The 13,702-nt window shown below is 68.3% G+C and carries 12 protein-coding genes; 8 read left to right on the top strand and 4 right to left on the bottom strand.

The features are described 5' to 3' along the window. Positions 1–15 precede the first annotated feature (15 nt). Positions 16–1,713 (top strand): ArnT family glycosyltransferase, encoded by a 1,698-nt coding sequence (locus tag ACYQ5L_RS23810; RefSeq protein WP_459963520.1) that lies wholly within the window; start codon positions 16–18, stop codon positions 1,711–1,713. 9 nt (positions 1,714–1,722) lie between these two features. Here ACYQ5L_RS23810 and ACYQ5L_RS23805 read toward each other — a convergent pair whose 3' ends face one another. Further along, positions 1,723–2,871: a glycoside hydrolase 5 family protein gene (locus ACYQ5L_RS23805; protein WP_459960305.1), complete on the bottom strand. Its 1,149-nt coding sequence runs from the start codon at positions 2,869–2,871 to the stop codon at positions 1,723–1,725. Between the two features lie 93 nt (positions 2,872–2,964). Continuing rightward, complete coding sequence (locus ACYQ5L_RS23800) at positions 2,965–4,122, bottom strand: transcription termination factor Rho, short form (protein WP_459960303.1); 1,158 nt, start codon at positions 4,120–4,122, stop codon at positions 2,965–2,967. A gap of 396 nt (positions 4,123–4,518) precedes the next feature. On the opposite strand from ACYQ5L_RS23800, the gene ACYQ5L_RS23795 reads away from it, so the two are divergent. The 5 genes from ACYQ5L_RS23795 to ACYQ5L_RS23775 all read left to right on the top strand — a co-directional run bounded on the left by ACYQ5L_RS23795 (position 4,519) and on the right by ACYQ5L_RS23775 (position 9,563). Continuing rightward, entirely contained in the window at positions 4,519–4,674 is a 156-nt protein-coding gene (locus ACYQ5L_RS23795; protein WP_459960301.1) for a hypothetical protein, read from the top strand. Positions 4,675–5,077: 403 nt separating this feature from the next. After that, positions 5,078–6,574, top strand: a complete 1,497-nt coding sequence (locus ACYQ5L_RS23790) for a phytoene desaturase family protein (RefSeq protein ID WP_459960299.1) — start codon at positions 5,078–5,080, stop codon at positions 6,572–6,574. After that, positions 6,523–7,302 (top strand): M50 family metallopeptidase, encoded by a 780-nt coding sequence (locus ACYQ5L_RS23785; RefSeq protein WP_459960297.1) that lies wholly within the window; start codon positions 6,523–6,525, stop codon positions 7,300–7,302. The genes ACYQ5L_RS23790 and ACYQ5L_RS23785 overlap by 52 nt, the downstream gene beginning before the upstream one ends. Positions 7,303–7,445: 143 nt before the next feature. After that, positions 7,446–8,255, top strand: a complete 810-nt coding sequence (locus ACYQ5L_RS23780; protein WP_459960295.1) for an SAM-dependent methyltransferase — start codon at positions 7,446–7,448, stop codon at positions 8,253–8,255. Between the two features lie 33 nt (positions 8,256–8,288). Continuing rightward, positions 8,289–9,563: a diguanylate cyclase domain-containing protein gene (locus ACYQ5L_RS23775; protein ID WP_459960293.1), complete on the top strand. Its 1,275-nt coding sequence runs from the start codon at positions 8,289–8,291 to the stop codon at positions 9,561–9,563. Here ACYQ5L_RS23775 and ACYQ5L_RS23770 read toward each other — a convergent pair. Next, entirely contained in the window at positions 9,560–10,351 is a 792-nt protein-coding gene (locus tag ACYQ5L_RS23770) for a phosphatidylethanolamine N-methyltransferase family domain-containing protein (RefSeq protein WP_459960291.1), read from the bottom strand. The genes ACYQ5L_RS23775 and ACYQ5L_RS23770 overlap by 4 nt on opposite strands. A gap of 125 nt (positions 10,352–10,476) precedes the next feature. Here ACYQ5L_RS23770 and ACYQ5L_RS23765 point away from each other — a divergent pair, with 125 nt between their 5' ends. Next, entirely contained in the window at positions 10,477–11,481 is a 1,005-nt protein-coding gene (locus tag ACYQ5L_RS23765) for a TY-Chap domain-containing protein (RefSeq protein ID WP_459960289.1), read from the top strand. Here the strand turns inward: ACYQ5L_RS23765 and ACYQ5L_RS23760 are convergent. Continuing rightward, complete coding sequence (locus tag ACYQ5L_RS23760) at positions 11,478–12,944, bottom strand: cytochrome P450 (protein ID WP_459960287.1); 1,467 nt, start codon at positions 12,942–12,944, stop codon at positions 11,478–11,480. The genes ACYQ5L_RS23765 and ACYQ5L_RS23760 overlap by 4 nt on opposite strands. A 92-nt stretch (positions 12,945–13,036) precedes the next feature. Here ACYQ5L_RS23760 and ACYQ5L_RS23755 point away from each other — a divergent pair, with 92 nt between their 5' ends. After that, complete coding sequence (locus ACYQ5L_RS23755) at positions 13,037–13,687, top strand: TetR/AcrR family transcriptional regulator (RefSeq protein WP_459960286.1); 651 nt, start codon at positions 13,037–13,039, stop codon at positions 13,685–13,687. Positions 13,688–13,702 lie beyond the last annotated feature (15 nt).

Here is a 13,702-nt window from a genome sequence, read left to right as displayed (position 1 = left end):
CCGGTCGCGGAGGACATCCGGCGCCCGTCGCGCCGGACGCTCTGGTGCGTCTTCCTGATCGCCGCGCTGTGCTATTGCCTGGCGGCCGTATTCCTCAGTGTGGGACACGGATTCGTGATGGGCGATGCGCTCGCGCGAGTGCAGGCCACGGAGGCGGCGTTGTTCAGCCGCGATCCGCACCTGTCGGCCATCGGCTTCGTCTTCACCCCGCTGACCTCGCTGGCGCAACTGCCGTTCGTCGCCGTGTCGCCGCTGCTTCCGTGGATCACCCATTGGGGATTGTCGGGGGCATTCATGTCCGCGCTGTTCATGGCCGGTGCGGTGCTCATGATCCTGGGCATCGGCACCGACCGCGGCCTGCCCGGCTGGATGAGCTGGGGTGTGACCGCGACCTTCGCGCTCAACCCCATGATCGTCTTCTACGCCGCCAACGGCATGAGCGAGGCGCCGTTCCTGTTCTTCCTGTGCTGGGCCGCGCGGCGGCTCATTCGCTGGATGCGCACCGATGACGTGCACGATCTCACCGCCTGCGGCGTCGCCTTCGGCCTGGCGTATCTGACCCGCTACGACGCGATCGCGCCCGCGGTGGCCGCCGGGGCGCTGGTGTTCGCGGTCACCCATCGGCGCGCCGCGGGGCAGCCGCATCGCAGGCACGCGGCGCTCATGGATCTGGTGCTCGTGGGCGCGCCGGGGGCGGTCGCCTTCTTCGTCTGGGCGCTGACCAGCTGGCTGATCACCGGGCAGGCGTTCCAGCAGTTCACCTCCCAGTACGGCAATGCCTCGATCCTGGCGCAGGAGGGCGGCGCGGGGGAGTCGGAACTCCTTGCCGCAGCGGAGTATTCATTCGGTGCGACGCTGATTCTGGGTCCGGCGCTGCCGGTGCTGACACCGATCGTCGCCGCGCTGGCGTGGCGGCGGCGCGATGGGCAGGTGCTGGTGCCGTTGCTGCTGTTCGGCGCGGTGCTCGGCTTCCAGGCGCTCAGCTACGCCTCCGGTTCCACGTTCGCCTTCCTGCGGTTCTACATCGCCGCTGTTCCGCTGGCGGCGGTGCTGGCCATGCAGATCGTCGCCGCACGCGGGTTCCCGCCCAGCCGCAGGCCCGGCCGTCATGCCGTAACCGCCGCTCCGGCACGGGCTTTCCCGCCCGGCCGGCACGCCTCGCGGCCGGTGTTCGGGTTGCCGGAGGCGGCCATGGCCGGTGCGCTGTGCCTGCTCGTCACCTCGGTGCCGCTGACCGCGTGGGGCATGACGAGCCAGCCCATGGCGGTCCAGGAGTACGCCCTCGAGGAGGTGCTCTTCCCTGACCCCGACGATGCCTCCGCTTACAACGCCGATCAGCGCCGCATTGCCGCCACCTTCTCCACCGGGCGCACCATGGCCGACTATCTCGACGCCATGCATCTGCCGCGCGGCGCGGTCCTGATGGACACCGTCTACGGTTTCGCCGTCGCGGCGGCCTCGCGGCATCCGGAGCAGTTCGTGGTGCCCTCCGACCGCGACTTCGTGCGAGTGCTCAACCGGCCCGCCGAACGCGGCGTGAAATACATTCTCACCGTGCCGAATTCCGGTCGCGGCGTCTCGGACGCGGTGAACCGGCGCTATCCGACCATCTACGAGAACGGCGCGGGCATCGCGACGCTGTGGCTCGAGATGCCCAATGCCGGTGCGGGGCAGCCCGACTGGCGGATCTACCGGGTGCTGGGCGCGGAATGACCGGCGCGGCTACGGGCCGACGGTGATCCGCTCGGCCACCAGCGTCCACAGCGGATCGCGCGGGCCGATGTCCAGGGTGCACTCGTCCGGGCGCGGATCCGGGACGAAGGCCCAGAACAGCGCCCCGGCCGCACCCGCCTCCCGCACCGTGGTCAGCTTGACCGCCATATCGTCGCGGCGCGCCTGTACGGTGCGGCACGACCCGGCCTCCGCGCCGACCTCCGCCAGCAGCAATGGCTTCCCGAGGTCGCGGGCCTGCTGGAACCGCACCGCCAGGCCGTCGGGCCCTTCGCCGGGCAATGCGGCGGGGTCCTTCGAATAGTCGTGGTAGTCCAGCACATCCACGTGCGGCGAGGCGCCGACGAACCGGTAGTCCGCGCCCGCGGTCCCGCACTGCCCGCCACCGGTGAACCCGGAGAAGATCAACCGTCCCGGATCCAGCTGTCGCACGATCGCGCCCGCCTCGTCGAAGAACCGCCGCAGTACCTGCGCCGCGTCCGCCGGACAGGTCCGCGCCCGCAGCGTGCAATCGCGGCCCGCGCACTCGCTCGCCTCCGGTTCCCCCATCAACTCCCACCCCGCCAGCACCGGACTGTCGTGCCAGCGCGACACCGCGGTCCGCACCCAATCCCGATAGCTCATGACGGTTCGCCCCCGCACCGGCGTGAACCGTTTCCACCCGTCCACGTACCACTGCCGCTGCTTGAACCGTTCGTCACTGCATCCGCCGTCCTGTGCGGACAGCACCGGCAGCACCAGTTGCCGATGCCGCTCGGCGGCCTGGAACACCGCGTCGACCGCGGTGAAATTGAGTTCCCCGGTGGTTTTGTCCACCGCGAAGGCCTGAAACAGATTGAACCGCGTCAACGCGTTCTTCGGCAGCGCCCCGAAATACGCATCCAGCTCCACCTCGGCCCCGCACCCGAAATTGATCGCGAAGTTGGTCGCCAGTTGCGGTGCATCGAAGCCCGAAGGCCACCAAGGTTTCCCGTCGAGGATCAAGCCCGCGGCGGTCGCCCCCACCGTCACCGGCTCGATACCGGGTTCGGGCCGCTGCGGCGGTTCCGAACAGGCCGTCACCCCGGCCACCGCCAGCACCGCGAGCAATCGGATTCCGATCCGGGCCAATTCGTCTCCTATCGGTGCGATGCCGGTCATCGAGCGCGAACGAGCACCCGATTCCACCACAGCCTCGTGCCGATACCGATCGGTCTGAGCCCTGGCGTGTTGGCCCCGCGGGACCGTCCCCGGTCACGCGGTACCGCGTCCGCCGTTCCCGGCCGACCGAATCTGGGTCAGGAACTCGGCATTGGTCTGGGTCTGACGTAGCCCGGTCAGCAGCAGTTCGAGGGCTTGCTGCGGATCGCGTTCGGTCAATGTGCGGCGCATGGCCGCGGTCGCCGCCAATTCGTCCGGGGTGAACAGCAGATCATCCCGGCGCGTGCTGGACTGGGCGACGTCGACGGCGGGGAACAGCCGCCGATCCGCACTCCGCCGATCGAGCTTGAGCTCGCAATTCCCGGTGCCCTTGTACTCCTCGAAGATGACGGTGTCGGCCAGCGACCCGGTCTCCACCAGCGCACTGGCGATAATCGTGAGCGAACCGCCGTTCTCCATATTCCGGGCGGCGCCCAGGAACTTCTTCGGCGGCGCCAGCGCTCCCGCATCCACGCCGCCGGACAGCACTCGCCCGGAGGAAGGTGCGGCCATGTTGTACGCGCGCGCCAGCCGGGTCAGCGAATCGAGCAGCACCACCACGTCGCGGCCCATTTCCACCAGCCGCTTGGCATGCTCGATCGCCAGTTCGGCGACCGCGATCTGCTCCCGCGGCGGCTGATCGAACGTGGCCGCCGCGATATCGGCGGGCACGCCCCGGGACAGGTCGGTGACCTCCTCGGGCCGTTCGCCGACGAGCACCAGCATGATCTGGCACTCCGGGTGATTCTTGGCAATCCCGTGCGCGAAAGCCTGCAGCACAGAGGTTTTCCCCGCCTTCGGCGGCGCGACCACCAGCGCCCGCTGCCCCTTCCCGATCGGCGTCACCAGATCGGCGATCCGAGTCGTCAGTTCATGCGGTTCGCTCTCCAGCCGGAGCCGCTCATTCGGATAGATGGGCACCAGATCGCCGAACCGCGGGCGCCCCTTCGCCCACTCGGTCGTCAACCCGTTGACGGTCTCGACTGCCAGCAATGGCGCCAGCTTGACCCCGTCCCGCCTGGTCCCGGCCACACCGGTGACAATGTCCCCGCGCCGCAACCCGCATTCGCGGATGAGCCGAGCGGACACGTGAACATCGTCCGGGCCGGCCTGATAGCCATCGACCCGCACGGTCGCGTGGTTGTCGGTGATATCGAGGATGCCGGTCACCGGCACCCGCCCATCACCCACATCAATCATGTTGTCTGTCATGGTTTTCCCTCTCATCAGAGTGGATGTATGTAGTCGTTCGGATACGGCGAAGCGCCGCGAATGCAGCATCGGCTGCGATGGATCCCAGACCGGCGACGTCACACCGAGAACGTCAACCAAATGGGTTTTGGAATGTGTGGGAGGGAGCTACTCACCTACATCCACACGGTGACCGCCTGAGCAGATCACCAACTAGATCCGCCGCCCAGCGTACCGGCGCCCCCGAGATCCCGCAACAATGGTCATCGCAACCGGCAATCTCATTGCAGCAGTTGCCCGTCCCATTTCCCCGCCTGCGGGTACGCTCGGTTCGGCTCGCCCGAGCGGGCCGAGTTCGCGCACGGTCAGCGCCGCACCGCCGACTCCCTCGTCGCGACCCTTGCGACGCGTGCGGGAGTGCTGGTCCTGTCCGACTACGTGCGGGTGGCCACGCTCACCCGAATCCGTGCTTTCCTCGCAAGCACACCGGAAACCGCCAACGGCGAGTTCGTGCTGCCGATGCTGACCGGTGTGCTGCGCGTCCGACGAGTGCTCGCACCCCTGGTCAAATGATCACCGGGAACTGGTGGCGGGGGCTTCTCGGCCGATGCCGCCATCAGTTCCCGGTGATCGCATGTCCAGGTCAGGCTGGGGTTACGTCGGTGGTGGGTGGCTCGGCGGTCGGGTCCATGGTCAGGGCGGACTACGCATACCTTCGGGCCCGCGTGGGTTGAGACCGAGCGGATGATCCCGGTCTCGCCGGCGTCGACGTAGACCCGCCCTCGATGAACAGTGGGTTGTTCAACTTCACCTCGTGAACTCGCCTCCGAGCGGGAATGTGGCTTCCCATGCCTGCGACGTCAGGCGTGGTCGAGTAGGCGCCGCGTGAGCCGGATGACGTAATCGATGACGCACGCGCGGACGGTTCGATGCGCCCCGGCGGTGGCTACGCTGGATGAGTGGACGAGGGGGAGCGATGACTACCGCGATCGTGGTGGGCGCGGGGCCCAATGGGCTCGCGGCCGCGGTGACCCTGGCCGAGCGCGGGGTCGATGTGACGGTGCTGGAGGCGGCCGACAGCATTGCGGGCGGTACTCGCAGCGGGGAGTACACCGTGCCCGGGCTGCTGCACGATCACTGCTCGGCGGTTCATCCGTTCGCTGCGGCGTCGCCGTTCCTGCACGGCCTTGATCTCGAAAAGCATGGTCTCACGTGGCGCTATGCCCCGATCGACCTCGCGCACCCGCTCGATGGCGGTTCGGCGGGAGTGCTGGTTCGCTCGGTCGCGCAGACCGCGGCGGGGTTCGGCGTCGACGAGCAACGCTGGAACCGCTTGTACGGCAAGATTTCCTCGAACATCGACGACATCATCGGCGAGATCTTTCAACCGCCCGCGCATGTGCCTCGCCATCCGATCAGCCTGGCGCGCTTGGGTATACCGTCACTGGCCTCGGCGGCGCTGCTCGCCCGGCTGTGGCGGACCGAGGAGGCGAAGGCGCTCTTCGGCGGCGCCTGCGCCCACTCTTTCCGGCCCTTGACCCGCCCGACCTCGGCGGCGCTCGGCATGATGTTCGTGGCCGTGAATCAGCGCTACGGCTGGCCCGTGGCGCAGGGTGGTTCGCAGGCCATTACCGATGCCTTGGCGTCACTTCTGATCTCACTCGGCGGACGTATCGAGACGGGGGTGCGCATCGAGTCGGCTGCGGATCTGCCGCCCGCTGACCTCACGCTGTTCAATCTCGGACCTCATGCGGTCGCCCGCATCCTCGGCGACCGGATGCCGAACCGAGTTCAGCGCGCCTATCGGCGCTATTCCTACGGTCCGGGGGCCTTCAAGCTGGACCTGGCCGTCGAGGGCGGCATCCCCTGGACCAACGAGGGTTGCCACCGCGCCGGAACCGTCCACGTCGCAGGCTCTTTCGCCGATATGGTGGCGACCGAACGCGATACCAATGCCGGACGCATGCCGGCTCGCCCGTTCATCATTCTCGGCCAGCAGTACCTCGCCGATCCAGCTCGCTCCCGTGGCGACCTCCACCCCGTATACGCCTACGCCCATGTGCCGCACGGCTTCACCGGTGATGCCACCAGCGCCATCATCGATCACATCGAGCGCTTCGCCCCCGGATTCCGCGACCGCATCATCGCGACCTCGGTGACCAGCACCACGGATCTGGCGGCGGCCAACCCGAACTTCGTCGGCGGCGATGTCATAGGCGGTGCGGCATCCCCACCGCAACTGCTGACCCGCCCGCGTATCGCGCCCGACCCGTACTACACCGGCGTCCCCGGCATGTTCATCTGCTCGGCGTCGACCCCACCCGGCGCGGGCGCGCACGGCATGGGCGGCCACAATGCCGCCCTGTCCGCCCTGCGCCGCCTCGAACAGCCCGGAACACGACGGTTCGCTAAGGTTCGGCGATGGACACCGCAGAGTTCGTCGAACGCGGCAGTTCGATCATCGATCGGCTGACCACCACGCAGACCCCGCCCCCGGTGGAATTGGTGATCGGAACCGGCGTGATCGCGCTGCTACTGGTGGCGTTCCGGCCCACCTGGCGGATTCTGCGCAATGTGGTGACCCTGGCGCACGAAGGCGGGCACGCGTTCACGGCGCTGCTCACCGGGCGGCGGCTCAACAGCATCCGATTGCATTCCGACACTTCCGGACTCACCGTTTCCAGCGGAAAGCCCTACGGGCTGGGCATGATTCTCACCAGCGCGGCCGGCTATCCGGCGCCGGCGCTGCTGGGGCTGGCCTATGCCGCCTTGCTGGGCGCGCACCGGATCACGCTCATGCTGTGGCTGACCATCGCCTTGCTGCTCATCCTGCTGGTGAAGGTGCGCAATCTCTACGGCGTTCTCAGCATGTTCGTGATCGGCGGCGTCGTCTTCGCGGTGTCGTGGTTCGGCACCGATCTCACCCAGGCCGGGCTGGCCTATCTGGCGGCCTGGTTCCTGCTGCTCGCCGCGGTGCGCCCGGTGCTGGAACTGCAGCGCAACCGGCGGCACGAGCCGAATTCCGACGCCGATCAGCTGGCCCGGCTGACCCGCATTCCGGGACTGCTGTGGGTGCTGCTGTTCGGTGCGATCGCGGTGTGCTCGCTGCTGCTGGGCGGGCGGCTGCTGCTGGCGGACGTCACCGGGGTGTGCGTGCCGGGGATCACGCAGAGCACGTGTGCGCCGGCGACCGGGGCGTAAGGAACTTCGCACGTCACAAGGAGATTGGCACCGACGCGAGATTTCTCGAGAACGGGGGCTAACATTCGCTTTACACCGTCCGGGTGATCGGGAACACGGGATCGACCGGCCGGGTTTCGATCGAGATCGCAGGAGGGTTCGACATGGAAAGACCGGCATGGGCCCCGGAAGGCGTGGATATGACGCAGGCGAGCCCGGCTCGCATGTACGACGCGCTGCTGGGCGGTTCGCACAACTTCGAGATCGACCGCAAAGCCGCCGAGATGGGCAAAATGCTGGTACCGGACCTGCCGCGGGTGGCATTGAGCAACCGGGCCTTCCTGCGCCGGGCCGTGCGCTTCCTGGTGGATTCGGGCGTGCGGCAATTCCTGGACATCGGTTCGGGCATCCCGACCGCGGGCAATGTGCACCAGGTCGCGCAGGAGATCGATCCCGCCTGTCGGGTGCTCTACGCCGATATCGATCCGGTGGCCGTCGCGCACGCTCGGGCGATCCTGCTGGACAACGACCGGGCCGCGGCCATCGAGGCGGATCTGCGCAAGCCCGCGGATCTGCTCGATCAGGCCCAGGCCACCGGCATTATCGATTTCTCCCAACCGGTCGGTGTGCTCATGATCGCGGTCCTGCACCTGCTCGGCGATGCCGATCAACCCGGTGAGCAGGTGGCCGCCGTGCGCGCCGCGGTGCCCGCGGGCAGCTACCTCGCCCTCTCGCATCTGACCTCCGCCACCCGCCCGGAGGACGCCGCCAAACTCGGCGCCAATGCCGCGGACGAAAACAAGATCGGCATTCACTTCCGCTCCCGCGAAGCGATCACCGGCTTCTTCGACGGCTGGGAGCTGATCGAGCCCGGCGTGGTCGAACTGCCGCAGTGGCGACCCGAATCCGACCGAGATCAGCACGAGACTCCGGGCCGCTCCCTGGGCCTCGCGGGCGTCGGCCGGAAAGCCTGAGCGGCGCGGGCGATCCGGGGCAGGGGAGTCGTGGTGGGAACGGCGCACGAACTGGCGATCCGCTGGGCCGGCATGCTCGACGGCGCGGTCGCACCCACGCTCACCAGGTCCGAGGTGGAAGAACTGCTGGAGGGGTACACCGCGCGCTTGATGGCGGCGGTGCGGGGCACCGAGGACGTCTCGGTGGCGCGGGAGGCCGCGGCGGCGCTGGTCGCGGCCAATTACCGGGACTCCCGCGCCGTGCATCGCTCACTGCTGGTGCTCTGCAAGGACCTGGTGCGCGCCGTCTGCCCCGATCGCGACTGCCCGGACTACGAGCCGGTCCGCGACCGCGCCATCGAGGTGGCCGCGGAATTCGCCGCCGAATTCACCGCCGGCCTGCGCAATGCCGCGCTGGCCGAACAGGAGACCACCCTGGCCGCCGCGCTCACCGCCGCGCGGGAGGCCGAGGCGCGGCGGCAGCTGTCCGAGGCCCGGTTCCAGGCGATCTTCGCGGGCGCCTCGGTCGGCATCGGCACGGTGGACATCAGCACCGGCCGGGTGGTGGACGTGAACCGCGCCATGGCCGAGACCCTGGGCGTGCCCGCCGAGGCCATGCCCGGCCGTTCGGTGGCCGATATTCTGGGCCCGGCCAATATCGGCGACGCCTTCGACAAATTCCAGCGCCTGCTCTCCGGGCAGATCGCGAGCTTCCGCACCGAGACCGAGCACACCCGCCCCGACGGCGGCACCGCCGTCGTCGACCTGTCCATGTCCGTCGTGCGCGACAGCGACGGGCGGCCGCGGTTCCTGGTCGGCGTCACCGTCGATGTCACCGAGCGCAAGCAACTGGCCGATCAGCTCTGGCACGACGCGCACCACGATTCGCTCACCGGTCTGCCCAACCGCCTGCTGTTCTTCGACCGGCTCGCCGCGGCCAGCGGGCGCATCGGCGTCTGCTATCTGGATCTGGACGGGTTCAAGGAGATCAACGATCAGCGCGGCCACACCGCCGGGGACCAGGTGCTGCGTGACGTGGCGCAGCGGCTGCGCGCGGTGCTGCCGGGCAAGGCGGTGGCGGCCCGGCTGGGCGGCGACGAATTCATCGTGCTGGTCGAGAACTGTTCCAACCACGAGGAATTGACCACCGTGGCCGACGATATCCTGGCGGCGCTGCTGCGACCGTTCGATGTGGCCGGATTGTCGGTCACCGTCGGCGCCAGTATCGGCACCGCGCTGGTGGATGTGGACTCGACGGCCATCGACGAACTCATGCACGCCGTGGACAGCGCCATGTATCGCGACAAGGCGCTGCGGCAGGGCCGTTAGATCACATACGGCACCAAGGCTTTCCGCTCCGCCGGGTAGTCGGCGAACTTCTCCCGGTACCAGGCGTGGGTGGCGAAGGCGCGCGGCACCAGATTGCCGAAGGTGATGAGGAAAATGACCACGCCGGGCAGCGCCCAGGTGAGAATGGCGAACCCGGCCCAGGCCACCAGCTCGCCGAGATAGGTGGGGCTGGTGACGAATCGGAAGCCGCCGCCGAACGGGATCTTGTATTCCGTTGCGCCCGGATTGTTCTTGTCGCGCAGATTGCGAACGATCCACTCGGAGTTGACCAGCAGCGCGAACCCGCCCAGGTACACCGCCAGGCCGATGAGGAATCGCGGATCGGTCAGCCACCCGGTCCCGTACTGCCCCAGGTAGTCATGGCTGAACAGCGCGCCGTTGAGATACCCGTGCACGGCCGTCACGAACATGCCCATGCCGAGCACCGAAATATTGAAACTGCTGGTCTTGCCGGGCACTTGGCGAATCGAGAGGGGGAAGAACCAGCCGCGGTTGCCGTAGTGCAGAATCCAGATGGCCGCCAGCGCCAGCGATGTCGGCTCGAACCGATTCGGGCCGCTCAGGTACGCGATGGCGAACACCACCGTGGCCGGAATCTCCATCAGCCACCACCCGAGCTTCGGATTCAGATTGAGCCCCAGCTCGGTAGTGGCGAACCGGCCGTACGGGCTCTGCCCGAACAGCCCGCCCACCAGCACGAACGCCGCGAACCCGAAGGCGATCGTCAGGACGGTGTCGTAGCCGGTATTACCGGTGTACCAGTTCATGCGCGTTGGTCCTTCGTCGAAAACTAGAACAGGTTCTACCACGCCGGGGTGGCCATCCGATACCCATACCCCGGCGGGGCCGAAGACCGCCCGGTAGGTTGGCGATTGCCTGGAGGGAGGCGTAGATGGGTGTGCAGGGATGGGATGTCCTGCTTCAGTGGATGCCGTTCTTTCTGGAGGACGGCGCGGAGAACGCGGATTCGGGGCTGGAATGGAACCCGCGGTTCATACAGGTGCGCGATGCGGGGATCGGGCGGCATGTGCACTTCGCGCAGCAGGGCAGCGATGTGGAGATCGTGCTGGCGGTGCCGGATGACGCCGCCGATGCCGAGACGCTGCTATCGGTGCTGAAGGCGCAGCCGGAGGGGATCTGGGATCCGGTGCCGCTGCCCGCGGAATCGGATGGGGCCGCACCGGATCCGCAGTGGCAGGCGGTGCGGCGGGTGCGGGAGCAGCCGGGGCTGGCGCGGGAATGGAGCACCGGGTGGGCGCAGGGCGCCGGAATCGATGCGCGCAAGCGGGTGGCGGACTCGGTGGTGACGGTGCTGCGCGAGGGGCTGGATATGCATCCGGACCGGCTGCGCATCGCGGCGTGGAGTCTGGATGTGCCGGAGACCGGGACCTTCGGGCTGACGGCCGATCGGCCGAGTGAGCGCGGGGCGCCCGTATCCTGTTCGGACTGGGCGGATTTCGAGGATAGGCTGGCGTGGGCGCTGACCACGCTGCCGTGGGACGGGGTGATCAATCTCAGCACCCCGCATCCGGGGCCGGACCCGTGTTTCGTGCAGTTCCTGCACGGGCGGCAGCTGTTCAACGAGGCCAGCGGCTGGGATGTGGCCGGGCTGGGCGCGGGCGAATTCGACAGGCGCATGCGCGATCTCGGCTGGAGCTTCGCGCCGCACAGTGTGCCGGGCGGGGCCGCGCTCATCTGGGAGGGGCCGGTGGCGCGCGCCGGGTACAACCCGTGCCTGCACGGGGCGCCGCGGCGGACGGTGGCGACCTTCCGGGACGTGTTCGCGGTGGTGCATCCACAGGACCTGGTGTTCCGGGCGTTCCGCAACGGGCGGCGGCGGGATCCCGAATTGAGTTATCTGGATATCGAACTCGGGATTCCGCGGGACGTGCGTTAGCGGCGTTCCAGGTGGATGGGCAGGCCGTCGGCGGGCAGCGGGCCGGTGCCGGAGGTCAGCGGGACCCGATAGCCGGGCGAGACGGACCAGCGGTAGTGCCGCAGCATGCGGTGCAGCACCGACTTGACGGTCATGCCGCCGAAATACATGCCGATGCACTTGTGCGCACCGCCGCCGAAGGGCGACCAGGCGTAGCGGTGCGAATTGTCCTCGTGGCGTTCGGCATTGAAGCGTTCCGGATCGAAGACATCCGGGTCGGACCAGTAGTTCTCGTTGCGCATGAGGGGGACGGCGCCGATCATGATCAGCGTGCCCCGCGGGATGTAGTAGCCGAGGATGTCGGTGTCGGCGATGGTTTCCCGCACCTCCTGGCCCACCGGCGCGTGCAGGCGCAGGGTCTCGCGGAATGCCAGGTCCAGGCTCGGCAGCCGGGCCAGGTCGTCGTAGGTGAGGGAATCCGATTCCAGGGCAAGGGATTCGGCGCGCAGTCGCTCCTGCCATTCCGGATGGCGGGCCAGTTCGTAGACCAGCATGGAGATGGCGATGGTGCTGGTGTCGTGCGCGGCCATCATCACGAAGATCATGTGCGAGATGATGTCCGCGTCGGTGAAGTCGTCCTCGCGGGCCGCGGCCCGGCACAGCACGCTGAACAGGTCGGCGTCATCGCCGGCGCGCTTGCGGGGCAGTTCCCGGCGGAAATACTCCTCGAGGATGCGCCGCCCGCGCAGGCCGCGCGACCAGACGCCGCCGGGCACCTTCGCGCGGATCATCGCCTGCCCGCCGCGCACCGCGTCCTCGAAGGCATGGCCGAGGCGGGTGCCCTCGGGGCCGAGGCGAGCGCCGGCGAACACCACCGTGGCCTGTTCCAGCAGGAGCTGTTTCGCGTGGTCGTAGAGCCGGAAGTCGCGGCCCGGCTCCCAGGCGGCCATCCCGGTGTCCAGATGCGGCGTGGTGAGATCCAGGTATCCGACGAGGCTCGGCCGCCCGAACGCCTGCTGCAAGATCCGCCGGTGATGCAGGTGTTCGTCGAAGTCGCGCAACAGGACTCCGCCGTGGAAGAACGGCCCGATGAGGTACTCGTACCCGCGCTGCGCGGAGAACACGTGCTTGCGATCCAGCAGCACCACCTCCGCCGCATCCGGACTGCCGATCCCGACCACCGGCCGCCCGAAGATCCCGAACCAGCTGACCGCCCCGAACCGCTCGAACCGCTCCCGCGAGAAGTCCAGCGAATCCCCGAGCGAACTCAGCAGATGTCCGATACCCGGCAACCCGGCATCCCCCATCACAGGCCGCAATCCACTCCCCGCGGGCGGTTCGGCCAGCGCCCGCGGCGCCGACGGATACGCCCGCGAGATCCGCGCCGCCGCGCTGCGCGCCCGCAGATTGAGCAGCGCCCGCACATGATGGGCCCGCAGCGTTCCGCGCACCGGAAGATCGCTGGGCACAAGGAGATTCATCATCGGTTCGCCCTCCGGGATACCTCCTCCCACGGTATCGGAAACAACGGTTTCCGTAAATGGTCGTTTCCGGACATCTATGCGAAGCTGGCTGAGTGACCCGGGAATTCAGCGGAACCTATCGCGGAACCACCACCGACGAACGCCGGGAACAACGCCGCCGCCGCCTCCTCGACGCCGCCCTGGACATAGTCGGCTCCCAAGGCCTGTCCGCCCTCACCGTCCGCGGCGTCTGCGAACAAGCCCGCGTGGGCCCCCGCTTCTTCTACGAATCCTTCCCCGACCTCGACGCCCTGGCAGGCGCCCTCCTCACCGAAGTCCAACAGGAAGCCCTGACCCAAACCCGCCTTACCATGACCGCCACCCCCGGCGGCGCCGAACAAAAACTCCGAGCGGGCGTAGCCGCCCTCATCATCTCCGTCACCGACGACCCGCGCCGCGCCAACATAGCCTTCGCCCAGGCCTACGGCAGCGAAGCCCTCATGCGCCGCCGCTTCGCCGGCATGCGCGAAGTAGCCGAACTCATCATCGAACAAACCCGCCTCCTCCTCGACATCCCCGAAGGCAAAGACACCGCCATAACCGCCCTGGCCCAACTCATCACCGGCGGCGCCGCCGAACTGACCCTGGTCTGGCTCGACGGCGGCCTGAAAGTCGAACGCCCAATCCTCATAGAACTAATCGCCGACTACGTAGTAGCCATGGTCGACCGCCTCCCCGGCATGGCGACCAAACTCTCCGACTAGCGCGATCGTCCTGCC

Source organism: Nocardia sp. IFM 10818 (assembly GCF_054655275.1).
The sequence above is the reverse complement of the archived record's forward strand: the minus strand, read 5'-3'. Positions and strand labels throughout refer to the sequence as shown.